Here is a 26,483-nt window from a genome sequence, read left to right as displayed (position 1 = left end):
CGTGCCTGCACACCCGTTGCGCAGGCACGGCGCACACCGGAAACTGGAAATACCCAATAAGGAGCGTTGACCATGGCCAAGAAAAACAAAAAGACCTGGAAAGAGATGTCACCGGCGGCACGGGCGGGATTCGTGGTCATCGGGATAGGGCAGGTGGCGCTGATGCTGGCCGCCCAGCGCGACATCTCCAAGCGTCCGGCGGCGCAAATCAACGGGCCGAAGGCAGCCTGGCGGGTGGCCGCACTGATCAATTTCATCGGGCCGATGGGCTACTTCATCCTGGGGCGCAAGCGGCCCGGAGCCGGACTCGGGGCAGTCAAATAGCAGGCCTCGGATCTGCACACCGCCAGGGTCTTCGGAGCAGGCATCCAGTTTGAGCCTGTAAATTTGAACCCATGACCCCAAATCCCAAGACTGCCATGCACCGCGCCCTCGGTGTCTCAAAGGAGATCGAGGACGCGGCCTGGTTCGTGCTGGGACCGGGCCTGCAGGGCAAGCCGTCGGCCCTGGACGGGAACACCCTGACCTGGACAGCGGAGGCTGCGGCGGAGCTGCTGGAGCGCCTGAACCGGGGAGCCGCGGATGCCAAGGCGCCCATGATGACCAATCTCCGGCAGAACCTCGAGGACGCCTCCCGGGAGGCCAAGCAGCTGGCCGTGGAGCTACTCTTCCTGCAGTCACTGCCCCTGGCGCACGAGGTCAAGTCGCTGAAGGTCAAGCGCGCCCGGGTGGCGGAGGCCGCGTCCTGGCTGGAGCCACCGCTGGAGCTGCCCGAGGAACTCTACAAGGGCATGACGGACCACGGCGTGATCAGGGACCGCACCGCCGAATTCAACTGGACCATCTGGGACCACCTGAAGTGGCTCTGCCGGTTTGTGCAGCATGTGGACCAGCAGGTTCCGGTGGCCATCGCGAAGGCGCTGAAGGACCCGCTGAAGTTCCACGAGCTCGCCGCGGGCACCCCGGCGGACCAGCCCGCCATCCGCCGCAGCATCGAGTACCTGGCCTGGCCCAGCTACTTCGAGCCGGTAGTGGCGGACGTGGAGCGGCAGGAAATCCGCGACGCCTTCGCCTCGCTGGTAGGCGGGGCGAAGGGCGATTCCGACGAGGAAATCACCGCGGACATTAACCGCATCCGCCTGCACCTGGATGAACAGGCGGGCCAGCGCATCGACTGGTACGCCCGCCAGCTGGTCAGCCAGTGGCGCAAAGTCGGGGACCCCGGCCGACGCGCGTGGCTGCTGCGTACCCACAGCGACAACGCTGAACTCCTCACCGCGTGGCAGGACGAGGAGAAGGTGACGCTCGACGTCGAACATCTCCGCCACCTGGACCCCGGCGTGACCGCGGGGCTGGTGCAGCACGCCGTGGACGAGGACTACAAGCATCTCGGCTACGTCGAGCGGGAGGACACCAAAACGGCGGTGTTCGCCTTCCTGACCGTCATGAAGCCGGGCGACCTGGTTCTGTTCCAGCACGCCGGCACCGTGCGGCTGGGCGTGGTGCTGGGCGAACCCGAGCACAACGACGACAACCGCCGCCTGCGGCGCAAGGTGCGCTGGCTGGACGACGACGGCCACGCCACCGCGGACCTGCCCCGCCACGTCCAGCGCCAGCTGGCCACCTCGGGGATCGTTGTTGACGTGACCAGGGTGGTGCAGGCGCTCCAGGCGCTCGTGCCGGCCGAGGCGGAACCGGAGGACAGCGACGCCGACGCGCCTGCCGCCGTCGTGCCCCCTGTGCAGGAGGGCTTCCGCCCGCTCAGCCGCGACTTCGCGGATTCGCTGCACATGGACCTGGAGCCGCTGCAGGAGATCGCGGAACTGCTGGAGGAGAACCGCCAGCTGGTCCTGTACGGGCCGCCCGGAACGGGCAAGACGTACCTGGCCAAGCATCTCGCGGCGGAGCTGGCCCAGGACAGCACGGACGAGCGGGTGAAGCTGGTGCAGTTCCACCCGTCGTACGCGTATGAGGACTTTTTCGAGGGCTACCGGCCGGACAAGACTGACGAGGGCCAGGTGTCCTTCAAGCTCGTGGCGGGGCCGCTGCGCCGGCTGGCCGAGGAAGCCGCCAAGCCTGGGAACGAAAAGAAGCCCTATTTCCTGATCATTGACGAGATGAACCGCGCCAACCTGGCCAAGGTATTCGGCGAGCTGTACTTCCTGCTGGAATACCGCGATGACCGGATCTACCTGCAATACAGCCCCAACGAGCCGTTTACGCTGCCGGACAACCTGTACATCATCGGCACCATGAACACCGCGGACCGGTCCATCGCCATGATGGACGCCGCCATCCGACGCCGGTTCGCGTTCATCGAGCTGCACCCGCAGACGGAGCCCGTGAAGGGGTCGCTGCTGCGGTTCCTGCAGGTGCGGGACCTGGACACCACGCCGGCGCTGCTGCTGGATGCGCTGAACGCGGCCATCGACGAGTGGGACCGGGACCTGATGATTGGCCCGTCGTACTTCATGAAGAAGGCAGCCCAGACGCCGGCCGGGCTGCGCCGGATCTGGAAATACGAGCTGATGCCGCTGCTGGAGGAGCACTACCACGGCCAGCTGACCCGGGCGCAGCTGGAGGAGCGGTTCGGGCTGGAGCAGCTGCTGGGACGCCTTGTTACCAGCTAAGCCAACCCACACTCCCGCGCACGGCGGCGCAGCGCAGCGCGGCCGTGGCCAGGCAGCGCGCCATCTGGTCCTCGACGAGCTGTCCAAGGGCACCGTGGAACGCCTGGATGCCGCCAGTGCGGCCTTCGTGAACGCCAGCGGGCTGGCCAAGGCGTCCCCGATGGGCATGGGCTTGTACCGGATCGAGCCCGCGGGCAAGGTGGGGTCGGTCCGCACGGCCACGCTACAGCTGGATGTGCGCCCCAAGGACCGGCTGGGGCTGAGCCGGCTCCTGTTCCTCCTCAGCTATGCCGGTAATCAGGGCTTCCGGCCCGATTCCGTGGCGGCTGCCGAGGACCGCGAACTCTGGAGCGCGCTGGCCGAATCCCTCGCCCAAATGGCGGAGCGTGCGCTTGGACGAGGAGTCTTGCAGGGCTACCTCACCGTTGACGAGTCCCTCCGCACGGTCAAGGGCCGCATCCGGATTTCCGACCAGATCTCGCGCCGCCCCGGCATGCTGGTGCCGCTGGAAGTGTCCTATGACGAATTCACTGAGGACATCGCCGAAAACCGGATCCTGCGGGCCGCGCTGGAGCGGATGGGACAGGTTCCACGCGTCCGGCCGGAGGTGCTGAGCCGCCTGCGGCAGCTGAAGGGAAAGCTCGACGCCGTCACCCGCCTTCCAGCCGGCGCGCCCCTGCCGCCGTGGACCCCCAGCAGGATGAACGTCCGCTACCAGTCAGTGCTGCGCCTCGCGGAGCTGATCCTGAAGAATGCCTCCGCGGAGGCTGGGGAGGGGAAGCAGCAGACTGCGTCGTTTGTGGTGGACATGGCCCACGTGTTCGAGGATTTTGTGGGCACGGCGCTCCGCGAGGCGATGGCGGCGTATCCGGGGGAGATGCGGCTGAAGTACAACGCGCTCCTCAGCGAGGCTGTCCACGATTCCGACAGGCTGTCTGTTCGCCCGGACGCCGTGCATCTGCTGGGCGGACGCCCCGTGGTGGCCTACAACGCGAAGTACAAGGCCGCCGCTGACCTTGGCGCGTCACTGACCGCCGACCACTACCAGATGCTTGCCCACTGCACCGCCCTGGGTGTGCCCACCGCCTGGCTGGTCTATGCAGGGGCGGGCGAGATGAAACTGCGGCGGATCCTTAACACTGACATCGACATTGTTGAGTTTCCGCTGGATCTGTCGCTGCCGCCGTCGGACATCCTGGCAGCTGTGGCGGACCTGGCGCGGCAGTCCTGGGGCGAAGTGGTCCGGACTGCCCGCGCGGGAGGCTAGACCGGCACCCGGAACGTGAATGTGGTGCCCTGGCCCAGTTTGCTTTCTACCTGGATGGTTCCGCCGTGGGCCTCCACGATGGCCTTGCTGATGGGGAGGCCCAGCCCCACGCCGGGAATGGCTGTCCGGCGGACGTTGCTGGTCCGGAAAAACTTGGCGAACACCTGGGCCTGGTCGTTGGCGCTCATGCCCATGCCCGTATCGCTGACCCGGCAGGCGAGGTGGCCGTCGTCGTGCTCCAAGGACACCAGCACATTGCCGCCGTCGGGCGAGTACTTGATCGCATTGGAGACCAGGTTATCCAGCACCTGGGAGATGCGGGGGCCGTCCACATGGGCCTCCAGCTTGGCTGGTGTTTCGGCTTTCAACGCCACGCGGGAGGCGTCAGCCCGGGGCATCGCGGCGGACACGCTGGCGCGCACCAGTTCAGCGACGTCGACGGCGTGCGGGGTCACGATCAGTTGCCCGTTCCTGGTGGCGAGGAGGTCCGACACCAAGGTGAGAAGCCTTTCTGAATTGCGCTTGATGATGTTCAGCGGCTCCAGTTGGTCGTTGCCGGGATCGTCCTCCAGGAGAAGTTCCACGTAACCCAGGATGGAGGTCAGGGGAGTCCTGAATTCGTGGGACACGCTGGCGACGAAATCGTCCTTGGCGGCCAGGGCGTCCACCAGGTCCGTCACATCACTGAAGACGATCACCGAGCCCGCGAACGTCCCGTCCGGGTCCGTCATGGCCCGGGCGCTGGTGGTGATGGCCCGCTGCTCTTTGCCTGCGCCCAGCCAGACCAGGTAGTCCGTGAACGTCTCGCCCTGGACAGCCCTGCGCACCGGGCGGTCTGCCACAGGGACAGGGGTGGTACGGTCTGCGGCGAAGACCAGCAGCTGGGACTCGTTCGGATCGTCGATGTCCTTCGGGCGGGCCAGTTCGTGGTTGGCGCGCTGCTTCCGGTTCATCAGGATGTCGTGCCCGTCTGCGTCGACGGCGAGGACGCCCAGGTGCACCGTGTCAAGAACGGAGTTGAGCAAGGCTTCCTGCCGCCTGGTGCTGAGCAGGCTGGCCTGGAGCTGCTTGTCTTTCTCCTCCAGGATCCGCTGCTGACGTCTCAGGCTGAGCGTCAGCATGGTGACAGATACTCCGATCCCCAGCATCATCACAGGAAGCAGCAGCGAACGGGCCAGGTTCGGTCCGGAGACGTCTCCGCGCACAAAAAGTGGCGTCCAGATGATCGCCAACGGCATGATGAAGGACAGCCACAGTGACACGCGGACGTAGTATCCGGAGGCGCAGAGCCAGATCACGGGGAAGACCGCGAGCAGGCTGATTCCTGTGAGGCTTTCCTGGCTTCCTTCGCGGCCCACCGCAATGGAGATGAAGTCCAGCAACGGGATCACCAGGAACGTGGTGTGCGGCAGGCGGTCCCATGGCACCACGTAGCACAGCACCATAATGGCAAGTTGGGAAAAGAGGAACACCACGAACAGCGGGGTGTCCATGCTTCCGGGAAAAAACGCCGAAACGAGGACCGCGGCCAGCAGTGTGGTGACGAACAGCGGCATCTGGCTCAGGGCCACCCTGTCCGTCAGCCGGTATTCGTGGAAGGGCCGCCGGAAAAACTTCAGACGGCCCGTGGCCCATGTTGCGGGTTCACTCATGAACGGCGGCCTGAAGTGGGAGTATAGGGGAATGCATACCAGCAGGATATCGGCAGCGGGCTATACTTCTCACGTTGTCAAGCTGGCGGAGGGGGCTGGTATGAGTGAAGCGCGAGTGGGTCTGGTCATCGAGGATGATCAGGATATCCGCGAGTTGGTACGCACGGTCCTGACTCAGGCGGGTTTTGACGTCACCGTGGCCGGCAGCGGCTCCGAAGGGGTTAAGGCTGCGAGAATCTTGAATCCTGACGTTATAACGCTTGATTTGGGGCTGCCGGATATCGACGGGTTCGAGGTATCCCGCCAGATCCGTGAGTTTTCAGATGCCTACATCGTGATGCTCACGGCGCGGGCTGAAGAACTGGATACTTTGATTGGTCTCGAATCCGGTGCAGACGACTACCTCACCAAGCCCTTCCGCCCCCGCGAACTCCGCGCGCGCATAGCGGCGATGATGCGCCGGCCCAGGTCGGTTCCGGACGCGGGGGAGAGCGCTCCCGTTTCTGAACGCCCGGCGGACGCCGTTAGTGACAGCGGAAACGGTCACTACAGCCACAACGGACTGGATCTGAGTTACGCCTCACGGTCGGTCAGCGTGGACGGCCAGGAGCTCAACCTGACCCGGACCGAGTTCGAACTCCTGTATGCCCTGCTCGAGGCGGGACGGACGGTCCGGACCAAATCGGATTTGGTGCGTCGGCTCCGGGACGAGGATTACGACGTCGGAAGTTACATCAGCGAGGCGGACGAACGTTCCGTGGAGGTGCACATGGGCAACCTTCGGAAGAAACTCGGTGATTCACCGCAGCAACCGCGCTGGCTGCAGACGGTCCGCGGCGTGGGCTACCGGTTGGCGCCTGGCGGGCGCTGAGCCTGGAGCCTGTGCAGGGTCTGGCGGCTGCACTGGTTGATGGGCCGGAGGTAGTTGACGGCAAGCTGCGGCAGTGCAACGGAAGGTTCCGCACTCGGTGACTCTTCCCGGATTGAACGTTCAAGGTCCATGGCCAGGCCCGCCAGTCGTTCCGCGCCCACCATTTGGCTCGATGTCTTGAGGCTAAGGATCGCGTCCACGGCCCCATCCAGGTCTCCGGTGGTCAAGGCCAGCCGCAGCTTGCCGATCCGGAACGGCAGGTAGTCGATGAAGTTCCCTACGAAGACGCTGCAGTAGCCCTCGTCCTCGTCGAGTTCGACCCGCAGCCGGTCAAGTACGGAGGGATCTACTAAGGGGCGCCCTGCGTCATCGGATGGTGCCATTTCCGTCCCTTCCGCTCGTGCCTGCCGCCCCCAATAGCGGGATATGACTTGGTTTTGTGTCCACTTTCAGAGTAAATCTGTTACTTGGGGATGCAGCCGTTCGGGAATAGGACTGCGGGATTCCTGAGGAGACTGCGGGTTTTTCATAGGAGTTCATCTTTGCGGGCGCCGATCAATTCGGGAGGCGGCAAAGGCTCAAGTTTGACTCAAGTTCCGGCTGGCGTTTCTTGCCTGCCGCCGGCTTGCCGGGCTATTTGCTGGCGCCGAGGAACTCCACCAGGTGGGCTTCGAGGGCGGAGCCGTCCTTCAACTCGCACTCCCACACGGTGAGCACCTCCCAGCCGGCGGCCATTAACTGTTGGCGCTGGTCGGCGTCGCGGATTTTGGTGCGTGTGCGCTTGGCCTCCCAGAAGGCGGCATTCGCCTTGGGCGCGTGCTGGCCTACGCGGCAGTCGTGGAAGTGCCAGAAGCAGCCGTTGATGAAGATGACCTTTCGCCGGCCGGCGAATACCAGGTCCGGGCGGCCGGGCAGGCGGCTTTTGCCGGCGGTGCCGTGCAAGCGGTAGCGGTAGCCTTTGGCATGGAGGAGGCGGCGCACCAGCAGTTCCGGCTTGGTGTTCTTGCCCCTGATGCGGGACATGTTCCAGCTGCGCCGCTCGGGAGTGAGCCTGTCCGCCATGATTCCAGCCTACGGGCTCCTAGATTTCGTGCTCCGGCTGGTCGCCCAGCTCGAAATGGCGGCCGCTGACGGATGTGGGCACGATCTCCACGTAGAAATCCTTCAGCGTCGGCACCCAAGATTTCAGGCCGAGCGCTTCGACGACGGCGAGCTCTGCTGAGTTGGTCAGGACGCGCGCCGTTCCCCGCAGGACCACGGACCAGGCTTCGTCCGAGAGGATGCCGTCCGTTTCAAGTAGCACCCCGGAGTTGATGGTGAGCTGCGCCAGCTTGTTGCCCGGTGCGGTGCGGAGGTAGATTTTCCGGTCCGAGGTGAGGTAGTTGACGGGGAATATATCCGGTTCGCCGGCAACGGAAACCACCAGCCGGCCGTGGTGGGTAGCTTCCAGGAGTTTCCAGGACTGCTCGTCGTCGAGCTCCAGAACGGGGTGGCCATCTGCGTGCGTAAACATCATGAATCCTATTCTTCTACGTTCGGTAGAAGAATTCTAGGGGTTGCGCGTGGGAATCCGGTTTACAAGGGGCTGGGAGGGCGATTATCCGTGTGACTTTTTATTGGTCCTACGCGGTGGTAGAACCGAGGGCGGGTGGCTGTGGATAACTTTCATCGCTCAAATGTGTCCTGGGCTACCCTTAAGGTCATTGTTCGAAGCGAGGCGTCTTGAAACTATCGGGGGATTAGCTGCCCATGACATCGCACATCATTTCCGCTACTTCGCGGCGTTCGCGCCTGTACCTTGTTGCTGCTGTTGCCGCGTCTGTTTTGCTTTTGACCGGTTGCAACTCGGGTGGCGATCCTGGGGGCACCTCGTCGGCGTCTCCGACTTCGACGGCAAGCCCAAGCGCAACGCCAACCCCGACGGCGACTCCTGCTTATGTGCCCGCCTCGGCTAGCGGCCGCGCTCAGAACGTGCCGGTGCCGGTGCTTCCGGAAGTTGCGAAGACGGAGACGAAAGAGGGGGCCATCGCGTTCGCCCGCTACTGGTTCGAGGTCCTTAGCTATTCCTATGAGACAGGGGAGCTTTCACTTCATGAAAGCCTGACACCTCAAACATGCGCGCCGTGCCAAAAGTCTGCGGAGGCGATAAGAGCTTGGCATTCCGAAGGCAGGTGGTTGGTCGGAGGGCAGATCAGCACCCCCGCGGTAGATACAACGTTCTCCCGGGATGAAGCTGGGAAATACAAGGTATCCGTCCAAGTGCATCAGATTCCACTGTCATACGTCCGCGCAGATGGGACGGTTGCGCATACGGACCCACAAGGTGCGGATCAAGGCAACTTGCTGATCCTTTCGTACAGCTCCGATTCGTGGCGGCTGGACGAAGTCGGAAGCATCGTTGGATAACAATGTCTACCCGTCGACCGCTTGGATATCGCGGAATGTTACTTGCCGCGGGGCTGCTCGTAACGCTCTTTGTATCACCGGCTCATGGTGCCGGTAGTGACGATCCAGAATTTGATGGCGCTTGGACACCGGACTCAGCCGGAGTCGGAGGTTATGTGTGGGACGCCGAGGCCAACGACTTTGTTCAGCAAGCACCCGGGGCCCCAATTTTGGATCCCAACAACTACAAGTACGAACTCCAGTGCCACCTTGGCGGGGGCGACTTCGATTCTGTGTGCTTACGTGATCAGGTTGAGTGCACGAACGGGCCGGACGGCGAAGACGGGATCCCGGTCATCTGGTATTCCATGCCGAGAGGCGTTCCTGGAGCCGTCTGGGCAATTCATTCGGGGCCAACTTGTCTCTACGATGCTCGGCCCGAGGACCTCCTGCCGCGAATAGCCGCCCAGATCCAGCAGCAGTTCGAGAGCCTGCCCATCAGCGCAGGAACGGTCGTCGCGCAGCCCAGCCCCAACACGCTCCGCGGGGCCGAAACCAATTTCTACGCAGACGCGTCCGAGCAACAGTTTGACGTGACGATGCTGGGGCAGCAGGTGCATGTGGTCGCCACTCCGGTTCAGTACACCTGGAATTACGGCGACGGAACGGTCTTCGGCCCGCAAGCTTCCATGGGCGGGCCGCTGCCACAGGATCGCTGGGGTGAGAAGACCCGAACGAGTCACGTCTACGTAGACACCGGCGACTTCCAAGTCGTCCTCACCACGTCCTTCCAAGGCACGTATTCCGTGAACAACGGACCACCGCTGCCCATACCGGGCCAGGGCCAGTTCAGCGCGCCGCCTCAGTCCATCAGCGTCTGGCGGTCCATCACCCGGAACTACGCCGACGACTGCAACCAGAACCCGCAGGGACAAGGTTGCCCCGGCGTCGCATCGCCCCGGTAGCCCCCGCAGAGAGTGATCCCCGCCTCCATCGGAATACTTGCACGCGCCGCGCAGTTGGGCACAGCAGTACCAATTCACCTCGAAAGGAACTGCGCATGCTGTTTTCCCCCTTGACTCTTGGCGAGCTTGAACTGCCCAACCGCCTGGTAATGGCACCGCTGACCCGTCTCCGCTCAGGCGAGGACGGTGTTCCGGGTCCCGTGGTTGTGGAGCACTACCGGCAGCGGGCATCCTTGGGACTCATCGTCAGCGAAGGCATCTACCCGAGCCCCGCCGGACGCTCATATCCGGGTCAGCCCGGTCTCTTCACCGCGGAGCAGATTGCCGCCTGGAAGAAGGTCACCGACGCGGTGCACGCTGAAGGCGGCCGGATCTTCGCCCAGATCATGCACGGCGGACGGGTTTCCCATGCGGACATCACCGGCGGCCATACCATCGTGGGTCCGAGCGCCGTCGCCATCGAGGGCGAGGTCCGCACCCCGTCCGGCAAGCAGCCGTATCCCGTCCCGCACGCGCTGACCATCGGTGAGCTGCCCGTCGTGATGCAGGAAATCGTCACCGGTTCGATTAACGCCATTGAAGCGGGATTCGACGGCGTGGAGCTGCACTCGGCCAACGGCTACCTTCTCCACGAATTCCTTGCCCCGAACTCCAATGTCCGCGACGACAGCTACGGCGGCTCGCCGGAGAACCGGGCCCGTTTTGTGATCGAAACTGTCAACGCCGCGGTGGCTGCGGTGGGTTCGAGCCGCGTGGGCATCCGCATCTCGCCGGAGCACTGCGTCCAGGGCATCGCCGAAGCGGATGCGGTCGATGTCCGCGCCACCTACGAGGTGCTGGTGGACAGCATTGCCCCGCTCAACCTCGCCTACGTCAGCATCCTGCACCACGAGCCCACGAGTGAGCTGGTCCAGAATCTCCGGGCGCGCTTCAACGGCACGTTTTTGGTGAACTCCGGCTTCGGCACCATGACCACTCGGGAGGAAGCAACCGCCTTGGTGGCCGACGGCCATGCAGATGCGGTGGTGGTGGGGCGCCCCGCCATTGCCAACCCGGACCTCGCACGTCGCTGGAAGGAAAGCCTTCCGCTGAACGAACCGGACCCGTCCACGTTTTATGCAGACGGCTCCGTAGGATACACGGACTACCCCGCGTATTCGGCTTAGCGGTCACTGCTGGCCTCGGCCAGAGATTAAACGACGACGGCGGCACCCGGCTTGGGTGCCGCCGTCGTTGGCTGCTCGGTGTGCTGTCCCGGCAGCGCGCGCCAAATAGCCATCCGACGGCTGTTTTGGCTCATCTTTCAACGTTGGCCCGCCCAGGTTCACAAGCGCTGAGCGGTAGACATAAGAATACTCCAGTGAATGGATTATCGCTAGGGAAATAGCTAAAGGTATGCTTCCCGGCCCGTTCCTTCGCGCATCACCAGCTTGTCGTCCTCGATGGACACGAGCAGGCTTTTGGGCTTTCCGCTGACTTTGGTAATGGCTTTCAGGCCGCGGTTGGTGACTTCCACTCCCACCTGCGCCCCTTTCGCGGGCAGCTCCACGGACGTTTCGTAGGCTTCTCCCAGCAGCGGGTTGGTGGACACGCCCATGTCGCGGCGGACCTCCTTGCCGTTGACCATGACGGTGATGTTGGCCTCGTCGAATCCTTCCTGAAAGACGATGAGCAGTTCACGCATGGTGGCCCTCTTCCTCGAAGTGATTGCCTGTGACGGCATATCAACTACAGCACTTCACGGCCCGGAGCGGAATACCCCGGCCGGTTGCCCGGCCGGGCGCCGCTGGAGACCACCAGGCCCGTAGGGCAAAATGTTCAGGTGACCCAACTCGCGCACGTCCCGTCCGCCCCCATGTCTGCCCCAACTCCGGACAGCGCCATCCACGCCCAGATCGCCGCCGAGCTTGGCGTGAAGACCTGGCAGGTCAAGGCTGCAGTGGACCTGCTCGACGGCGGGTCCACCGTTCCGTTCATCGCCCGGTACCGCAAGGAAGCCACCGGGACGCTGGATGACACGCAGCTGCGCGAGCTCGACGAGCGCCTGCGCTACCTCCGCGAACTTGAGGACCGCCGTCGTACTATCCTCGAAGCGATTGCCGCGCAGGGGCAGCTGACCCCCGAGCTGCAGGCAGCGATCCTCGCCGCGGACACCAAGTCCCGGCTGGAGGACATCTACCTTCCGTTCAAGTCCAAGCGCCGCACCAAGGCCCAGATCGCCCGTGAAGCCGGGTTGGAGCCGCTCGCCGATGCGCTGCTGAAGCGGCCCGACCTGGACCCGGAACGCGAGGCTGCCAGGTACCTGAACGCCGAACACTCCATTGATGACGCGGCCGCCGCGCTCGCCGGCGCCCGTTCCATCCTCGTCGAGAGGGTTGCGCAGGATCCGGACCTCGCCGCAACCCTGCGCGAGCGGCTGTGGACGCAGGGGCGGATGGTGTCGCGGGTGAAGAAGGGCAAGGAGTCCGACGGGCAGAAGTTCGCCGATTACTTTGAGTTCGCCCAGGCGCCCACCGGGATGCCCTCGCACCGCGTGCTTGCGCTGTTGCGCGGTGAGAAGGACGGCGTCCTGGAGCTGGATCTCGCCGAGGCGGATCCGAACGACGACGACGCCCTGGCCGCCGCGCGTTCCCGTTACGAATCCGCTGTGGCCAAGTGCCTCGGGGTCGCCGACCGCGGCCGTCCCGCCGATTCGTGGCTGATCCAGACCGCGCAGATTGCCTGGCGCTCGCGTGTGCTGGCCCGGCTGACCGCCGACCTCCGCGGACGGCTGTTCACAGACGCAGAAGACGAGGCTGTCCGGGTGTTCGCCGCCAACCTTCGCGACGTCCTCCTGGCCGCACCCGCCGGAAACCGCGCCACTCTTGGGCTGGACCCGGGGCTGCGGACCGGCGTGAAAGTTGCCGTTGTGGATGGGACTGGCAAGGTGGTTGCCACCGACACCGTGTACCCGCACGCTCCTGCCCGGAAGTGGGACGAGGCCCTCGCCACCTTGGTGCGGCTGGCCCGGAAGCACAACGTGGAGCTGGTGGCCATCGGCAACGGAACCGCGTCCCGGGAGACGGACAAGCTTGCCGCGGAACTGATCAAGCTGCTGCCGGCCGCGGAGACGAAACCGCAGAAAATGGTGGTTTCCGAGGCCGGGGCGTCGGTGTACTCCGCTTCGGCGCTGGCCTCGGCGGAGCTGCCGGGCATGGATGTTTCCCTGCGCGGTGCCGTATCCATTGCGCGGCGGCTTCAGGATCCGCTGGCCGAACTCGTGAAGATCGATCCCAAGTCCATCGGCGTGGGGCAGTACCAGCACGACGTCACGGCATCGAAGCTGGAACGCAGCCTGGATGCTGTGGTCGAGGACTGCGTGAACGCGGTTGGCGTTGATGTGAACACTGCTTCGCCCGCGCTGCTGAGCCGGGTGGCCGGCGTCGGACCTTTGCTGAGCGAAAACATTGTGGCGTACCGAAACGAACACGGGCCGTTTGCCAAGCGCAGCGAGCTCAAGAAGGTGCCCCGCCTGGGTGCGAAGGCGTTTGAGCAGTGCGCCGGCTTCCTGCGAATCACCGGCGGAGCAGAGCCGCTGGACGCATCGAGCGTGCACCCCGAGGCGTATCCGATTGCCCGGAAAATCCTGGTGGCCGCGGGCTCGGCGCCGGCGTCGTCACTTGATCCACGCGCTTTCGTCGACGGCACGTTTGGTTTGCCCACGGTCCAGGACATCCTGGCGGAGTTGGACAAACCAGGCCGCGATCCCCGACCCGCTTTTGCCGCGGCGACCTTCTCCGAAGGCATCGAGAAGATCTCCGACCTCAAGCCCGGCATGGTGCTTGAGGGGACCGTCACCAATGTGGCCGCGTTCGGCGCATTTGTGGACGTGGGAGTGCACCAGGACGGCCTGGTTCATGTGTCGGCGCTGGCCAACCGCTTTGTCTCCGATCCCCGCGAGGTGGTGAAGTCCGGGCAGGTTGTCCGCGTGAAGGTTCTGGAAGCCGATCCGGAGCGGAAACGGATTTCGCTCACGCTAAGGCTCGACGACGAGCCGTCGCCTTCGGGTGGGCGGCAGCCCGCGCCCGGAGGCCGTCCGGCACGAGCGGCCGATGACGCTGCGGCACGCTCGGCCAGCCGGGGGCCACGCCCGGAGGCCAGCGGGCGCAAAGTCGCGTCGGCACCAACAGCAGCCACGGCGAGCCCGCCGAACACCGCGCTGGCCGAAGCCCTGCGTCAGGCGGGCGTTGCCACCTAGCAATTCCGGGTCCGTTCTGCCAGGCGGAGCGGCCGCCGGCGCTACCGCCGGCCGCCCCAGTCCCCAACCTCCAGCGCGGAGCCCGGTCAGCTCAGCTGCTTGGCGTGCTCCTCATGCGGAAGGAAGCGGACCGTCATCGCTTTGTAGCCGGGCGTGTTGGACTCCCGAGCCACGAGCCCGCGGTGCACGAGGGCGTTTGCCTCCGGGAAGTAGGCCGCGGCGCACCCGCGCGGGGTGGGGTAGTGCACCAGCCGGAACTTGTCGGCGCGGCGCTCCTCGCCCTGGAACGTGCTGATGACGTCCACCAGTTCGCGGTCCTGGAAACCGAGCTCGGCAGCGTCGTCCTTGTTGATCAGGATGACCCGGCGGCCGTTGGAGATGCCCCGGTAACGGTCATCCAGCCCGTAGAAGGTGGTGTTGTACTGGTCATGGCTGCGGATGGTCTGCAGGATCAGGTGCCCCTCGGGCGGGGTCAGGTACTCCAGCGGGCTGACCGTGAAGCGCGCCTGGCCGATGTCCGTCGCGAAGCTCCGCGTATCCCGGGGCGGGTTGGGCAGGATGAAGCCGTTCCTGGTCCTGAGCCGCTTGTTGAAGTCCTCGAAGCCGGGCAGGACACGGGAAATGTGGTCGCGGACAACGTCGTAGTCATCGGCCATCGCCTTCCAGTCCACGGCGTGGTCGTCGCCCAGGGTGGCCAGGGCCATGCGCGCCACGATGACGGGTTCCGCGAGCAGGTGGTCTGAGACCGGCTTCAGGCGTCCCTGCGTGGAGTGGACGCAGGACATTGAATCCTCCACGGAAAGGATCTGGCGGCCGCCCGGGTGCTTGTCATCGGTGTCTGTCCGCCCCAGGGTGGGCAGGATCAGTGACGTCCGGCCATGAACCACATGCGAACGGTTGGGCTTGGTGGAGATGTGGACAGTCAGCCCGACGCGCTGCATGGCAGCCTCCAGCATCTCGGTGTCCGAGCAGGCCAGCGCAAAGTTTCCGCCCATGGACACGAACACATCGACGTCGTCGCGTTCGAACGCCTCAACGGTTTCCACTGAGTCGACGCCGTGGCCCCGCGGGGAAGTGATACCGAACTCCTGGTCGAGGGCGGCGAGCAGCCATTCCTTGGGCTTCTCCCAGATTCCCATGGTGCGGTCGCCCTGAACGTTGGAGTGGCCGCGGACCGGGCAGGCGCCGGCGCCGGGCTTGCCGAAGTTGCCCTGCACCAGCAGCAGGTTGATGATTTCCTTGAGGGTGTTCACCGAATGCGGCTGCTGCGTCAGACCCAGCGCCCAGCAGATGATGGTGGCTTTGGAATTAACCAGCATCTGCGCCACTGTGGAGATCTGCAGGCGGGAAAGTCCGGTGGCCTTCTCGGTCTCTTCCCAGTCGATGCACTGCCGGGCGGCACGGTAAGCCTCAAACCCGGCTGTATTTGCGTCGATGAATGCGCGGTCCACCACCGATCCGGGAACGCGTTCCTCCTCCTCAAGCAAAAGATGGCCCAGGGCCTGGAACAGCGCAAGGTCTCCGCCTACCTTGATCTGCAGGAACTCATCGGCAAGCGATGACCCGTTGCCGATGACTCCGGAGACCGACTGCGGGTCCTTGAAGTTGAACAGTCCCGCTTCCGGCAGCGGGTTCACGGCAACGATCTTGCCTCCGTTGCTCTTGCAGTCAGCCAGGGCGGACAGCATGCGGGGGTGGTTGGTGCCGGGGTTTTGCCCGACGACGAAGATCAGCTCGGCCTCGTGGATGTCCTCGAGGGAAACGGTGCCCTTGCCGATGCCGATGGTCGGGTTCAGGGCGGTGCCGGAGGATTCGTGGCACATGTTGGAGCAGTCCGGCAGGTTGTTGGTGCCGATGGAGCGGGCGAACAGCTGGTACATGAACGCCGTCTCGTTGGCGGTCCGGCCGGACGTGTAAAAGACCGTGCGCTCCGGGGTGCTGGCCCGGACGTGCTCGCCGATGAGGTCGAAGGCTTCCTGCCAGGCGATGGGGGAGTAGTGGGTTTCCCCGCTCCGGACCACCATGGGATGGGTGATGCGGCCCTGGTTGCCGAGCCAGTATTCGGTCTTGGTCGAGAGCTCCGCGATGGAGTGTTCCGCCCAGAACTCCGGGGTGACCGTCCGGAGCGTGTTTTCCTCCGCGATGGCCTTAGCGCCGTTTTCGCAGAATTCGGCGGGCTTCCGCAGTCCCTGGGATTCCGGCCATGCGCAGCCGGGGCAGTCCGTTCCGTTCCGCTGGTTCAGCCGCAGCAGGGACTGGACGGTCCGGGTGACGCCGGCCTGGGCGAAGCCGCGCTCAAGGGCAACTTCGACCGCCTTCAGCCCGGCGGCCGACTTCTTGGGTTTGCCGACCAGCAGGTCATCTTCGTTGATGTCATCGACAGGAGCTCCACGTTTCATGGCTTCATACTCGCCGGTAATGGGGGTGAAAACGAAATGGGCGGTATGGTGGCGCGCCCGGTGTGCCGCGCTGGAACCGCTTACCGCGGCAATCCCACCGTTGGGCGCAAAGCGTGGTGATGCTGGTGTGACGTGCACCATAATTTGCGGAGGACCGGGCCGACGTTGCCGCGGACATTGAGGAGAAAATATGGGCTGGCTGGATCGTGAACACACTATTGCCCCACCGGGGTTCAACCGCTGGCTAATCCCGCCGGCGGCGCTGGCCGTACACCTGTGCATCGGGCAGGCCTACGCAACCAGCGTGTACAAGACAGCGCTGGTCAAGCATTTTGATGCCAGCCTGACCGAGATCGGGGTGATCTTCTCCATCGCCATCGTGATGCTGGGACTGTCCGCTGCGATCATGGGGACCTGGGTGGACAAGCACGGCCCCCGGAAGGCGATGTTTACCTCGGCTGTCTTCTGGGCCAGCGGCTTCCTGGTCGGATCATTGGGGATCTTCAGCGGCCAGTTGTGGCTCGTCTACCTGGGCTACGGCTTCATTGGCGGCATCGGGCTCGGCATCGGCTACATTTCGCCGGTGTCAACGCTCATCAAATGGTTCCCGGACCGGCCGGGCCTGGCCACCGGCATGGCCATCATGGGCTTCGGCGGCGGGGCGCTCATCGCCAGCCCGGTCTCAAGCGCCCTGCTCAAAATGTACGACCCCGCTTCCGGAGCGAAGGACTGGGTGGCCAGCGGCGACGCCGTCGGAAAGCTCTTCCTGTCGCTCGGCGTCGTCTATCTCGCCTACATGCTCTTTGGTGCCTTCACCATCAAGGTTCCGGCCCATGGCTGGACGCCCGCGGGTTTCGACCCTGCCAAGGTCAAGGCGGCAAAGCTGGTCACCACGGAGCACGTTTCGGCGGCGAATGCGGTGAAGACCAAGCAGTTCTGGCTGGTCTGGATCGCCCTGTTCTGCAACGTGACCGCGGGCATCGGCATCCTGGAGCAGGCAGCACCGATGATCCAGGACTTCTTCCGCCAGTCCGACGGCGTCTCCCTGGTGAGTGCCGCCGTCGCCAGCGGCTTTGTGGGACTGCTGTCCATCGGCAACATGGCGGGCAGGTTCGCCTGGTCAGCTACGTCCGATGTCACGGGCCGCAAGCGTATCTACATGGTGTACCTCGGCGTTGGCGCCGTTCTTTACACCGTGCTGGCACTGGCCGGCTCGGCCACCACGGCCCTGTACGTGATCCTTGCCTTCGTGATCATCTCTTTCTACGGCGGCGGTTTCGCCACCGTGCCCGCCTACCTGCGGGATCTGTTCGGGACGTTCCAGGTGGGTGCCATCCACGGCAGGCTCCTGACTGCGTGGTCTGCTGCGGGCATTGCCGGGCCGCTGATCGTGAATGCTTTCCTGGACGCCCAGGGGAAGCCGGGCCAGCTCACAGCGGCCTCGTACCAGCCTGCTCTTCTGACCATGGTCGGGTTGCTCGTGATCGGCTTCGTGGCCAACCTGATGATCAAACCAGTGGACGCCCGGTTCCACGAACCCCGCCCGGACAGCGTCCGGTCCGAAGTACCCGCAATGGAGGCCTGAGATGAGTTCAGTACAGCTTGCAGTCGGCTGGTCGATCGTAGGTATCCCGCTGGCCTACGGCGTGTTCCAGACCCTCACCCGAGTGGCCGCCCTGTTCGGGTGAGCTGACACCCGGGAGCGAACCAGGACGCTCCGGCCACCGCTACGGTGGCCGGAGCGTTGCTGTCTGACGGTGGATGAACAGCTCGCCAACTCTGTGGAAACAGGCCGGAGTTTGGCCGCGCCCGGCCTGCGGCGCCGCTACGTTAGTCCGTATGAAATCAACGGTTCCAGGGTTTACGCGGAAGAAAAGCGGGTCGCTGACGGCAGCGGGCGCGTTGGTTGCTTTGACGCTGATGGCTCCGCCGGTCGCCGGCGCGGCAACCGGCGGGGCCGGGCCAATCCCGGTCTTCGGGGAGGTGGCGCCTGCAACCAAACTCGACCTCGGCGCTCCGGACCTGCCGGAAAGCCGCACGGTGAGCACTGTTGCGCCTGGCGTGACCAGGACGTCAATTTCGCGGGGAACAGCAACCACCGCCCTGTTCTGGACGGCGGAGGTCACCATTCCGTCGTCGGACCCCAAAGTTTCCGCTTCCGCCTTGTCCAGCGAGCCCACTGCCCGACGGGTGGCTGCAGAGTTGGTCGCCGCGGGCTTCACTGCGCGCGTGGAACGGGTCGTCTCGCCTCAGCTGGCCGATGCTGGCGGCGAGCTTGGCTTCCGGGTTCGAGTCGGGGAATTCGCCAGCCGTGAGGACGCTGCTGCCACCATTGCCGGCGTCAAGGCAGCCGGCTACGCCGCGTCGGCCTGGTACGTCGGCTGGGACGGGGATCCGGCCAGTGCCGACCAGTCGCGGGGCCCGTGGAACCTTCAGGTTCTGACCATCGACCCGAAGGAGTTCGATGGCGAAATCGCTGCGACGTTCGGGCCCGACCTTGAGCGGCGGGAGACCACCAGCCAGCTCGCGGCGGACGCCGGAGCCGTTGCCGCCGTCAACGGAGGCTTCTTTGTTTTCGATCCTGCCGCCGGCGCGGAAGGCGACCCTGCCGGGGTCGGAGTCTACTCCGGGCAGATGCTGAGCGAGGCAGTAGGTGACCGGCCGGCATTGGTAGTCGACGGCAAAAAGGCGAGGGCCGGCGTCGAACGCCTCAGCTGGGAGGGTACGGTGTCCGACGGCGGCAGCGTCCTTCCCTTGGACGGTATCAACCGCGTGCCGGGGCTTATCCGCAACTGCGGCGGGACGCCGGATGACGTGGTGACCAGTGAGCCGCTGCACGACGTCACGTGCACAGACGCAGACGAGATCGTTTCATTTTCTCCGGAATTCGGTGCAACCACACCGGCGGGGCCAGGACTGGAGGTCGTGCTGGACGCCACCGGCACAGTGACCGCGGTAAACCGCAGCCGCGGCGCCTCCGTTCCTGCCGGGGGTGCCAGCATCCAAGCGATCGGGACCGACGTCCAAAGGCTCCTGGAACTGGCAAAGCCCGGGGCGCACCTGGGGCTGACGTCAGAGCTGGTTGCCGCGGACGGGAAAGAATTCGAGGCAGGTCCGGGCTCGCACGTGCTCAACGGTGGGCCCGCGTTGATTGAGGACGGCAAGATCGGAGTGACAGCGCGGCGCGACGGCATGGTGCACGACAGGAACCCGGGGATGTTTTACGGCTGGGCGCACAAACGCAACCCGAGAACGATTGCCGGAACGGACGCTGCCGGGCGGTTGGTCCTGGTGACGGTGGACGGGCGGCAGACCGGTTCCCTGGGACTCAGCCTCCAGGAGTCCGCACAGGTGGCAAAGTCCCTGGGACTGACTGAAGCGATCAATCTGGACGGCGGCGGATCCACCACCATGGTGGTCAACGGCGCAGTGGTGAATACGCCGTCCAATGCGGGGGCCGCCGAGCGGCCGGTAGGCGATGCGCTGGTGGTCCTGCCCGGCCGCGAGCCAGCCGCACACTGACAGGTCCGGTGCCTGCGCTTTTTTGACGGGTCAACCGGCCACGCTGGATGCGATCGCGCCGAAAACGCGCAGCATCATCGTCTTCCCGCGAGGGACCGACCAGGACCGTGAGCTTAGCTGCCTATGTGGGTCACCCCGAAGGACGCCCAAACACCCAGACAGCGGCCGGCGCCGCAGGGGCCGCAAGTGTACGCTCGCGCCCGGCCTCAGGTGTTGGCTCGCCATGGTGGGCAGATAGGCGGCTGGCTTAGGGGTGGCGGACTGCGGTGCGCGCCAGAACTGCCCGGTAACCTTCCCGGAACGTCGGGTAGGTGAACTCAAGCCCGGTTCCGCGGAGCAGCGTATTCCTGCAGCGTTTGTTGCCGCCGCGGGCCTCGCCGGCGGGTCCGACGGGCGGTTCCGGATACCCTATTTCCAAAGCCAGGAACCGCAGTACGTCCCCAAGTTCAGCGGGAGAGTTGTCCACGCCGACATATACCGGCGCAGGCATAGCTTCCATGGTGGCCAAATGCACTATCGCCGCAGCGGCGTCGTCCCGGTGGATCCGGTTGGTAAAGCGCTGCTCGTCGGGAATCACGGCAGTCCCGTTACGGACCTGATCAATCAACCGGGTCCGGCCCGGACCGTAAATCCCGCCCAGCCGCAGCACAACGGGCGAAGTACCAGTGCCGCGCAACCGCGACACCAGGAGTTCCTCCGCCTCGAGGAGGACACGTCCGGAGAAACCGCCAGGTGCCGCCGTCGTACTCTCATCAACCCAGCCACCGGCAGCGTCGCCGTAGACAGCGGTGGAGGACACAAAGAGCACCCGGCGCGGCGTCACGCCGTCGCGTTTCAAGGCGTCCAGAACGTGCGCCAGCCCGTCCACATAGGCGGCACGGTAGGCCGCTTCCGTGGGTGAGTCAGCCGCAACGGCCACGACGACGGCGGCCGTGTCCGCCGGGACAGCGGGCAGATCCGCAGAGCCAAGGTCGGCCGCCACGCCTTCGATCGCAGAGGGCAGTTTTTCGGGCGAACGACGCCAGCCCACCACCCGATGACCTGCCGCACCGAAGCGCAGGCCCGCTTCGGTGCCAAGATCGCCGCAGCCGGCCAGGAGGATGGTCACGGACTCAGGGAGCGGGAACCGGGAAGAACACCCGGGGGTCCTGCAGGAGGGCCGGGTAATCGAACGCGGACCGGTCGATCACCTCGGTGACGCTGAAGGTGCGGCCGAAGCGGCCGTCGGCGAGCGTGATAGGACGGCCCAGCACCTGCCCAACGGCGAACTTGCTGCCGTCCTCAAACGAAACCGCGACAGTCGTCTTGCCGGGGAGGGTGGCGAACGCTTCCTCCTGCGCCTGGCGCTTCCGGGTCGGCTTCTTCACGAGCTGCTTGGGCGGCAGCTTGCGCGGCTGCTTGGACGGGCGGCGGGAGCCGTCGTCGACATAAACGGGGGAGTAGCCGTCCTCAGGGGCGGAGGGCGCAACAGCGCCGCCGCGGCGGATCGGCGGCAGTGCCACGGTATCCAGCGTCTGGGGATCGATCTCGGCGTGCGGGTCGCGGAGGATCCAGAGGATGTCGCCCTCGGGTTCTGCCGGATAGAACTCGTGCTTGGGCTCCGGCCAAATGAAGTCCAGGTCCAGATCGGCGTCCGGGAACACAGCCTTGTAGAACTTTGGTTCCTTGCGGAGCAGCTTCGCGCGGTGGCTCAGGTGGAAATCAGGGTTTCCGAGCCACTCCGGCAGCGGGATCTTGGCCGCGTAGTCCGGGTGCGCGGCCTGGGGCGCGAACTCGGTGATGTTGGCGCGCGTGTTGTCTGCATGGCCGCGGTTGGTCCATTCGTCCACCATCGCCAGGCCGTACATGGTGAGCGCCGGAACGTGGCCCATCCACATGCGGACGGCGGGGTGGTCCAGCCAGCCGTACTCGGGAATCACCAGAGCCCGGAGGGTCTGCAGCGCCTCGACACGCTGCTTGCCAAGCCTGGCGGTGTCCAGTGCTGCGGCGCTCTGCCGGAAATCGGGATACGGAAGGAAGGTTTGCATCCCTTCAGTCTGACGGCATGCGGCGGATGTTCCAATTGCAGTGCCCGGCGCCACACGCGAGGAACCGGTGGTAGGGCCCCTTGATCGTGACGGAGCGGCGGAATATTTCACATAGTGGACCGATACATACAGCGGGAGCTGCTAACCACTAAGATCACCGAAACGCCCCACCGTCCCGGAAGCCCTCTCATGACAATTTCACCTGAAGTGACCGCCGGTTCAACGCAGCTGTTTGTGCCCAAGTTTGGGCAGATGCTTGATCCGGAGGCCAAGGGCATCCTGGTCCTTGATGAATTTACCCTTGATCCGGCCGCGGCGCGCCACGAGCAGCACGGCTTTCGTGCGGCCATGGCCTCAGTGGCCCTGACCCTTCGCCGGATCGTCGCGCTGCGGATCGTGATTGCGCTCGTGGCGATCGGCAACCTGCCCCTGTTCCTGATGTCCAGCGGCTGGTGGATCTACGCTGTCTCCCTCGCGTTGGTGATCGGTGTGCACCTTGCCGTCTCCTTGCTCAACAAGCACGAGCCCAAAGTGCGCCAGCGCCAGATGCTGGAACTTCACCTGCACCGCGAGAAGAGCGCCAACTACCGCAAGGTCCGCGACGCCGTGAAGTACATGATCGACACCCCCAGCCGCATGAACGAGCACCTCTACCTTGAACTGCTGGCGGCCAAGCGTGTGGCATTGAACCTCGCCCACGGCACGGTGGCACTGCTGGATACCACCGACGACGCCGCGTGGAAGGTTCGCATCGTCCGCGAGATTCCGGCCGCGGTCAAGGCAGCAGCCTAAGCACGAAGGATCGCGGACGGTAGGAAGATCAGGTCCCTGCCGGCCATTCAGAACACAACAACGGACGACGCCGGAGCTCCCCAGCGAGGGGCGCTCCGGCGTCGTTGTTTCCCGGGGGTGTTGCTGCCGGGCCTTTGTTGTTTCCGTGGGCCGTCGTTCTTGGGGAAAGGGGCGGATCCCGCGGAAAGTGTTGAAGCTTTAGGCGGGAAGCTGGAGGACCTGCCCGGAGAACACGAGGTCCGGGTTGGCAATTATGTCAAGGTTGGCGTCCGCCAGGCTCTGCCAGCCGCCCTCAACGCCAAGCTTGTCGGCGACGGTGCTCAGGGTGTCGCCGGGCTCAAGCGTGTAGGTCTCGCCACTCAGTTCCACGGGCGCGGCGTGCTGCGGAGCCGTCACGGCATCCGTCGCGGCAGGCACCGCTGGCACGCTCTCCACAGGCACCTGGACTGGCACGCTCTGGACCGGTGCACTCTGGGGAGCCACCGCCGTCGTACCCCCTCCGCCGCTCAGGCCAAGCTCCGCGGCGCAGGACGGCCACGCTCCCCAGCCCTGCGATGCCTGGACCTGTTCGGCCACGGCGATCTGCTGCTCGCGGCTGGCGTCGGCTGCGGAACCGGTTCCGCCGTAGGCAGCCCACGTGCTGGCGCTGAACTGCAGGCCGCCCGAGTAGCCGTTGCCGGTATTTGTGGCCCAGTTCCCGCCGCTTTCACACTGCGCCAGTGAATCCCAGGTTGTGCCGTCGGTGGCCGCGTTTGCTGCGGTGACGGAGAGTGCAAGGCCGGCTGCGGAAATGGCAGCGACGGCTACTCCACGGCGTGCGGCAGTACGAATGGTGGTGTTGTTCATGGTGTGATGCTCCTGAAGGCCACCAGCGCTCGGTCCGTCCCCGGAGGTTATTGCGCCACTGCCCGCCCCTGACGATATAGAGGTCAATTTTCGGTGTCTGCCGGCCGGGCAGTTCTGGTGGAGGCAGCACCGGGCATTCATGTCGCCCGCTTGGCGGGCTTGTATTTCACGCTAGGACATCGCCGGTCCGTTATCAAACCGAGATGATTTCTGGTGGTCCGCTGGTGACCGGCTGGGGAAGTGCCGCGGCCAGGTACGGTGCGGTGCGGCTGGCGGTGGAACCCGCGACGTCGGCGGCGGTTCCGGCGGCGACAATCCGGCCGCCGGCGTCACCGCCCGAGGGGCCCAGGTCAATGACCCAGTCCGCCGCCGCCACAACGGCCATTTCGTGTTCCACCACCACCACGGTGTTGCCGCTGTCCACCAGGCCATGGAGCTGGGCCATCAGCAGTTCAACGTCGGAGGGGTGGAGCCCGGTGGTTGGCTCGTCCAGGAGGTAGAGGGTATGTCCCCGCTGGGCACGCTGAAGCTCGGTGGCCAGCTTGATGCGCTGGGCCTCGCCGCCGGAAAGCTCCGTGGCGGGCTGGCCCAGCCGGAGGTAGCCCAGGCCCACATCCCCGAGGCTCTTCAGGCTGCGGGCCGCGGCCGGAATGTCGGCCAGGAATCCGGTGGCCGCATCCACCGTCAGGCGCAGCACTTCCGCCACATTCTTGCCCCGGTAGGTCACCTCCAAGGTCTCGGGGTTGTAGCGGGACCCGTCGCACTCAGGGCACGGCCCGTAGCTGCCCGGGAGGAAGAGCAGTTCAACCGCCACAAAGCCTTCGCCCTGGCAGGTTTCGCAGCGGCCTCCGGCCACGTTGAAGGAGAACCGCCCGGCGCCGAACCCGCGTGCCCTGGCCTGCTCCGTGGCCGCGAATTCCTTGCGCACCGCATCGAACAGGCCTGTGTAGGTGGCGAGGTTGGAGCGGGGGGTTCGCCCGATAGGTTTCTGGTCCACCGTGACCAGCCTGTCGATCCGTTCCGCGCCACTGACCGGTCCCACAGACAACGCCGTGGCCGGGCCCGCATCATCATCAGGTTCGGCCAGCTGCGGAGCCTGGTGATTCTTCAGCCCGGATCCCACAACTTCCCCGAGGACATGCGTCACCAGGGTGGACTTGCCGGAGCCGGACACCCCTGTCACTGCCGTCAGAACGCCCAGCGGGAACCGCGCATCCAGGTCCTTGAGGTTGTGCCGGCTAATCCCCGCGAGCTCCAGCCATCCGTCGGGCTCCCGGACCTGGCCTGCACGAGGCGTTGTGCCTGCACGAGGTGGCTCGCCGCCGTCGGGCCCGCTGGACCCGCCGCCGCGCGCCCCGCCGTCGTCGAACAGGAAGGGCCGGGTGACCGACTCCTCGATGGCCGCGAGCCCGGCAACCGGACCGCTGTAGAGCACCTCGCCGCCACCTTCCCCGGCGCGGGGACCTACGTCCACCAGCCAGTCGGCCCGGCGGACCACGTCCATATTGTGTTCCACCACGAACACCGAGTTACCGGAGGCCTTGAGCTGGTCCAGTACCGCCAGGAGCGGTTCGGCGTCGGCCGGGTGGAGGCCGGCGGACGGTTCATCGAGCACATAGATCACGCCGAACAGCCCGGACCGGAGCTGGGTGGCGATCCGGAGCCGCTGCATTTCGCCGGGGGAGAGGGTGGGGGTGGCACGGCCCAGCGCCAGGTATCCGAGGCCCAGATCCAGGAGAACGGTGATGCGCTGCAGGAGGTCGGCGGTGATGGCCACGGCCACCTCGTTTTCCTCGCCGGAGGACTGCCGGCGTGACGCGGTTCCGGCTTCCTTGAGCCCGGCGGTTGGGCGGATGATTTCGGCCAGCTCGGCCATCGGTGCGGCATTGAGGTCGGCTATGTTCCGGCCGGCGAAGGACACCGCAAGGGCTTCGGGCTTGAGTCCGGTGCCGCTGCAGCGCGGGCAGGGGCCGGACTCCATAAACGCCAGGACGCGCTCGCGCATGGCGGCGCTCTGGGAGTCCGCCAGGGTGTGCAGGACATAGCTTTTGGCGCTCCAGAAGCGGCCCTTGTACGGCTTGGCCACGCGGTCCCGCTCGGGCGTGACTTCCACGACGGGCTGTTCGTCCGTGAACAGAATCCAGTCGCGCTGCTTCCTGGGCAGCTTCCGCCAGGGCACGTCCACGTCGTAGCCCAGGTGGCTGAGGATGTCCCGGAGGTTCTTGCCCTGCCAGGCGCCGGGCCACGCCGCGATGGCACCTTCCCGGATGGTCAACGCGGGGTCCGGGACCAGGGATTCCTCGCTGACGGTGTGCGCGATCCCCAGTCCGTGGCATTCAGTGCAGGCGCCGGCCGCTGTATTCGGCGAAAACGCGTCGGAGTCCAGCTGACCGGCGCCGACCGGGTAGGTGCCCGCCCGCGAAAACAGCATGCGGAGCGAATTGGAGAGCGTGGTCACGGTGCCCACGGTGGAACGGCTGCTGGGGGCGCCGCGTCGCTGTTGAAGGGCGACGGCGGGCGGCAGCCCGGAGATCATCTCCACCTTGGGATTATGGCCCTGCTGGATGAGGCGGCGTGCGTACGGCGCCACGGATTCGAAGTAACGGCGCTGCGCTTCGGCGTAGATGGTGCCGAAAGCCAGTGACGACTTTCCCGAGCCGGAGACCCCCGTGAAAGCCACGATGGAGTCGCGGGGTACATCCACGTCCACGTTTCGCAGGTTGTTCTCCCGCGCGCCCCGGACACGGACGAAGCCGTCCGCCAGATGGCGGGGAGTGGGAAGGGAAAGATCGTCAGCCTGTTTAGGGTTCCGCATTGATCCGACTCTAGCCGCGAACCGGCCGGCGGGCGATATCCTGACCCGATGGACAACAACCGGGACACCGCCGCC

22 protein-coding genes are annotated in these 26,483 nt (G+C 65.4%); 12 read left to right on the top strand and 10 right to left on the bottom strand.

Translation table 11 applies throughout. From position 1 onward, the window contains the following. Nucleotides 1-72: 72 nt before the first annotated feature. The 3 genes from NG698_RS06310 (at nucleotide 73) to NG698_RS06300 (ending at nucleotide 3,897) form a co-directional block, all read left to right on the top strand. Nucleotides 73-324, top strand: coding sequence for a PLDc N-terminal domain-containing protein (locus NG698_RS06310; protein ID WP_141139620.1), 252 nt, complete (start codon nucleotides 73-75; stop codon nucleotides 322-324). Between the two features lie 71 nt (nucleotides 325-395). Further along, a complete protein-coding gene (locus NG698_RS06305) occupies nucleotides 396-2,630 on the top strand; it encodes an McrB family protein (protein ID WP_252608882.1) in 2,235 nt (744 codons plus the stop codon). Nucleotides 2,631-2,694: 64 nt separating this feature from the next. Then, nucleotides 2,695-3,897 (top strand): 5-methylcytosine restriction system specificity protein McrC, encoded by a 1,203-nt coding sequence (locus tag NG698_RS06300; protein ID WP_252599433.1) that lies wholly within the window; start codon nucleotides 2,695-2,697, stop codon nucleotides 3,895-3,897. On the opposite strand, the gene NG698_RS06295 is transcribed toward NG698_RS06300, so the two are convergent. Beyond that, nucleotides 3,894-5,549 carry a sensor histidine kinase gene (locus tag NG698_RS06295; protein WP_252599387.1) on the bottom strand — a complete coding sequence of 552 codons (1,656 nt, stop codon included), beginning with the start codon at nucleotides 5,547-5,549 and terminating at the stop codon, nucleotides 3,894-3,896. The genes NG698_RS06300 and NG698_RS06295 overlap by 4 nt on opposite strands. Nucleotides 5,550-5,649: 100 nt before the next feature. Between NG698_RS06295 and NG698_RS06290 the strand changes: the two genes are divergently transcribed. After that, complete coding sequence (locus NG698_RS06290) at nucleotides 5,650-6,420, top strand: response regulator transcription factor (protein ID WP_252608879.1); 771 nt, start codon at nucleotides 5,650-5,652, stop codon at nucleotides 6,418-6,420. Here the strand turns inward: NG698_RS06290 and NG698_RS06285 are convergent. From NG698_RS06285 to NG698_RS06275, 3 genes are all read right to left on the bottom strand, one after another. Next, entirely contained in the window at nucleotides 6,393-6,803 is a 411-nt protein-coding gene (locus NG698_RS06285) for an Hpt domain-containing protein (RefSeq protein ID WP_252608876.1), read from the bottom strand. The two genes, NG698_RS06290 and NG698_RS06285, sit on opposite strands and share 28 nt — an antisense overlap. A 250-nt stretch (nucleotides 6,804-7,053) precedes the next feature. Next, a complete protein-coding gene (locus tag NG698_RS06280; RefSeq protein ID WP_252608873.1) occupies nucleotides 7,054-7,482 on the bottom strand; it encodes a very short patch repair endonuclease in 429 nt (142 codons plus the stop codon). 19 nt (nucleotides 7,483-7,501) lie between these two features. Beyond that, entirely contained in the window at nucleotides 7,502-7,936 is a 435-nt protein-coding gene (locus NG698_RS06275) for a pyridoxamine 5'-phosphate oxidase family protein (RefSeq protein ID WP_252608870.1), read from the bottom strand. Nucleotides 7,937-8,169: 233 nt separating this feature from the next. Between NG698_RS06275 and NG698_RS21930 the strand changes: the two genes are divergently transcribed. The 3 genes from NG698_RS21930 (at nucleotide 8,170) to NG698_RS06265 (ending at nucleotide 10,936) form a co-directional block, all read left to right on the top strand. Continuing rightward, nucleotides 8,170-8,826 (top strand): DUF6318 family protein, encoded by a 657-nt coding sequence (locus tag NG698_RS21930; RefSeq protein WP_374210083.1) that lies wholly within the window; start codon nucleotides 8,170-8,172, stop codon nucleotides 8,824-8,826. A gap of 209 nt (nucleotides 8,827-9,035) precedes the next feature. Then, nucleotides 9,036-9,770 carry a PKD domain-containing protein gene (locus tag NG698_RS06270; protein WP_252608867.1) on the top strand — a complete coding sequence of 245 codons (735 nt, stop codon included), beginning with the start codon at nucleotides 9,036-9,038 and terminating at the stop codon, nucleotides 9,768-9,770. A gap of 95 nt (nucleotides 9,771-9,865) precedes the next feature. Further along, nucleotides 9,866-10,936, top strand: coding sequence for an alkene reductase (locus tag NG698_RS06265; protein ID WP_252608864.1), 1,071 nt, complete (start codon nucleotides 9,866-9,868; stop codon nucleotides 10,934-10,936). Nucleotides 10,937-11,157: 221 nt separating this feature from the next. Here NG698_RS06265 and NG698_RS06260 read toward each other — a convergent pair whose 3' ends face one another. Next, nucleotides 11,158-11,454, bottom strand: coding sequence for a hypothetical protein (locus tag NG698_RS06260; RefSeq protein ID WP_056346782.1), 297 nt, complete (start codon nucleotides 11,452-11,454; stop codon nucleotides 11,158-11,160). Between the two features lie 171 nt (nucleotides 11,455-11,625). On the opposite strand from NG698_RS06260, the gene NG698_RS06255 reads away from it, so the two are divergent. Next, on the top strand, nucleotides 11,626-14,007 hold the full coding sequence (locus NG698_RS06255) for a Tex family protein (protein ID WP_252608921.1): 2,382 nt from the start codon (nucleotides 11,626-11,628) through the stop codon (nucleotides 14,005-14,007). A gap of 86 nt (nucleotides 14,008-14,093) precedes the next feature. Here NG698_RS06255 and NG698_RS06250 read toward each other — a convergent pair whose 3' ends face one another. Continuing rightward, nucleotides 14,094-16,406, bottom strand: coding sequence for an FdhF/YdeP family oxidoreductase (locus NG698_RS06250; protein WP_252599379.1), 2,313 nt, complete (start codon nucleotides 16,404-16,406; stop codon nucleotides 14,094-14,096). A gap of 190 nt (nucleotides 16,407-16,596) precedes the next feature. Here NG698_RS06250 and NG698_RS06245 point away from each other — a divergent pair, with 190 nt between their 5' ends. From NG698_RS06245 to NG698_RS06240, 3 genes are all read left to right on the top strand, one after another. Continuing rightward, nucleotides 16,597-17,991: an OFA family MFS transporter gene (locus tag NG698_RS06245; protein ID WP_252599377.1), complete on the top strand. Its 1,395-nt coding sequence runs from the start codon at nucleotides 16,597-16,599 to the stop codon at nucleotides 17,989-17,991. A gap of 1 nt (nucleotide 17,992) precedes the next feature. Next, a complete protein-coding gene (locus NG698_RS22020) occupies nucleotides 17,993-18,094 on the top strand; it encodes an MFS transporter small subunit (RefSeq protein ID WP_445260433.1) in 102 nt (33 codons plus the stop codon). A gap of 151 nt (nucleotides 18,095-18,245) precedes the next feature. Then, nucleotides 18,246-19,928 (top strand): phosphodiester glycosidase family protein, encoded by a 1,683-nt coding sequence (locus NG698_RS06240; protein ID WP_252608861.1) that lies wholly within the window; start codon nucleotides 18,246-18,248, stop codon nucleotides 19,926-19,928. Nucleotides 19,929-20,175: 247 nt separating this feature from the next. Here NG698_RS06240 and NG698_RS06235 read toward each other — a convergent pair whose 3' ends face one another. Beyond that, nucleotides 20,176-21,036, bottom strand: a complete 861-nt coding sequence (locus NG698_RS06235; protein WP_252608858.1) for an SDR family oxidoreductase — start codon at nucleotides 21,034-21,036, stop codon at nucleotides 20,176-20,178. Nucleotides 21,037-21,040: 4 nt separating this feature from the next. Then, nucleotides 21,041-21,955, bottom strand: coding sequence for an MSMEG_6728 family protein (locus NG698_RS06230; protein ID WP_252608855.1), 915 nt, complete (start codon nucleotides 21,953-21,955; stop codon nucleotides 21,041-21,043). 189 nt (nucleotides 21,956-22,144) lie between these two features. Between NG698_RS06230 and NG698_RS06225 the strand changes: the two genes are divergently transcribed. Next, entirely contained in the window at nucleotides 22,145-22,747 is a 603-nt protein-coding gene (locus NG698_RS06225) for a hypothetical protein (protein WP_252599370.1), read from the top strand. Nucleotides 22,748-22,945: 198 nt separating this feature from the next. Here the strand turns inward: NG698_RS06225 and NG698_RS06220 are convergent, their stop codons facing one another. Then, nucleotides 22,946-23,593 carry a LysM peptidoglycan-binding domain-containing protein gene (locus tag NG698_RS06220; RefSeq protein ID WP_252599368.1) on the bottom strand — a complete coding sequence of 216 codons (648 nt, stop codon included), beginning with the start codon at nucleotides 23,591-23,593 and terminating at the stop codon, nucleotides 22,946-22,948. A 193-nt stretch (nucleotides 23,594-23,786) separates the two neighbouring features. Next, nucleotides 23,787-26,408 (bottom strand): excinuclease ABC subunit UvrA, encoded by a 2,622-nt coding sequence (locus NG698_RS06215; protein ID WP_252608852.1) that lies wholly within the window; start codon nucleotides 26,406-26,408, stop codon nucleotides 23,787-23,789. Nucleotides 26,409-26,483: the final 75 nt, after the last annotated feature.

It is taken from the genome of Pseudarthrobacter raffinosi (assembly GCF_023913735.1).
Classification (GTDB): Bacteria; Actinomycetota; Actinomycetes; order Actinomycetales; family Micrococcaceae; genus Arthrobacter; species Arthrobacter raffinosi.
The sequence above is the reverse complement of the archived record's forward strand: the minus strand, read 5'-3'. Positions and strand labels throughout refer to the sequence as shown.

What these genes read in the sequence shown, in the direction of transcription:
- NG698_RS22020 (WP_445260433.1), top strand. Translation starts at nt 17,993, where the DNA reads ATGAGTTCAGTACAGCTTGCAGTCGGCTGGTCGATCGTAGGTATCCCG.
- NG698_RS06265 (WP_252608864.1), top strand. Translation starts at nt 9,866, where the DNA reads ATGCTGTTTTCCCCCTTGACTCTTGGCGAGCTTGAACTGCCCAACCGC.
- NG698_RS06215 (WP_252608852.1), bottom strand. Translation starts at nt 26,408, where the DNA reads ATGCGGAACCCTAAACAGGCTGACGATCTTTCCCTTCCCACTCCCCGC.
- NG698_RS06305 (WP_252608882.1), top strand. Translation starts at nt 396, where the DNA reads ATGACCCCAAATCCCAAGACTGCCATGCACCGCGCCCTCGGTGTCTCA.
- NG698_RS06225 (WP_252599370.1), top strand. Translation starts at nt 22,145, where the DNA reads ATGACAATTTCACCTGAAGTGACCGCCGGTTCAACGCAGCTGTTTGTG.
- NG698_RS06230 (WP_252608855.1), bottom strand. Translation starts at nt 21,955, where the DNA reads ATGCAAACCTTCCTTCCGTATCCCGATTTCCGGCAGAGCGCCGCAGCA.
- NG698_RS06250 (WP_252599379.1), bottom strand. Translation starts at nt 16,406, where the DNA reads ATGAAACGTGGAGCTCCTGTCGATGACATCAACGAAGATGACCTGCTG.
- NG698_RS06240 (WP_252608861.1), top strand. Translation starts at nt 18,246, where the DNA reads ATGAAATCAACGGTTCCAGGGTTTACGCGGAAGAAAAGCGGGTCGCTG.
- NG698_RS06260 (WP_056346782.1), bottom strand. Translation starts at nt 11,454, where the DNA reads ATGCGTGAACTGCTCATCGTCTTTCAGGAAGGATTCGACGAGGCCAAC.
- NG698_RS06310 (WP_141139620.1), top strand. Translation starts at nt 73, where the DNA reads ATGGCCAAGAAAAACAAAAAGACCTGGAAAGAGATGTCACCGGCGGCA.
- NG698_RS06290 (WP_252608879.1), top strand. Translation starts at nt 5,650, where the DNA reads ATGAGTGAAGCGCGAGTGGGTCTGGTCATCGAGGATGATCAGGATATC.
- NG698_RS06280 (WP_252608873.1), bottom strand. Translation starts at nt 7,482, where the DNA reads ATGGCGGACAGGCTCACTCCCGAGCGGCGCAGCTGGAACATGTCCCGC.
- NG698_RS06295 (WP_252599387.1), bottom strand. Translation starts at nt 5,549, where the DNA reads ATGAGTGAACCCGCAACATGGGCCACGGGCCGTCTGAAGTTTTTCCGG.
- NG698_RS06220 (WP_252599368.1), bottom strand. Translation starts at nt 23,593, where the DNA reads ATGAACAACACCACCATTCGTACTGCCGCACGCCGTGGAGTAGCCGTC.
- NG698_RS06245 (WP_252599377.1), top strand. Translation starts at nt 16,597, where the DNA reads ATGGGCTGGCTGGATCGTGAACACACTATTGCCCCACCGGGGTTCAAC.
- NG698_RS06285 (WP_252608876.1), bottom strand. Translation starts at nt 6,803, where the DNA reads ATGGCACCATCCGATGACGCAGGGCGCCCCTTAGTAGATCCCTCCGTA.
- NG698_RS06255 (WP_252608921.1), top strand. Translation starts at nt 11,626, where the DNA reads ATGTCTGCCCCAACTCCGGACAGCGCCATCCACGCCCAGATCGCCGCC.
- NG698_RS21930 (WP_374210083.1), top strand. Translation starts at nt 8,170, where the DNA reads ATGACATCGCACATCATTTCCGCTACTTCGCGGCGTTCGCGCCTGTAC.
- NG698_RS06275 (WP_252608870.1), bottom strand. Translation starts at nt 7,936, where the DNA reads ATGATGTTTACGCACGCAGATGGCCACCCCGTTCTGGAGCTCGACGAC.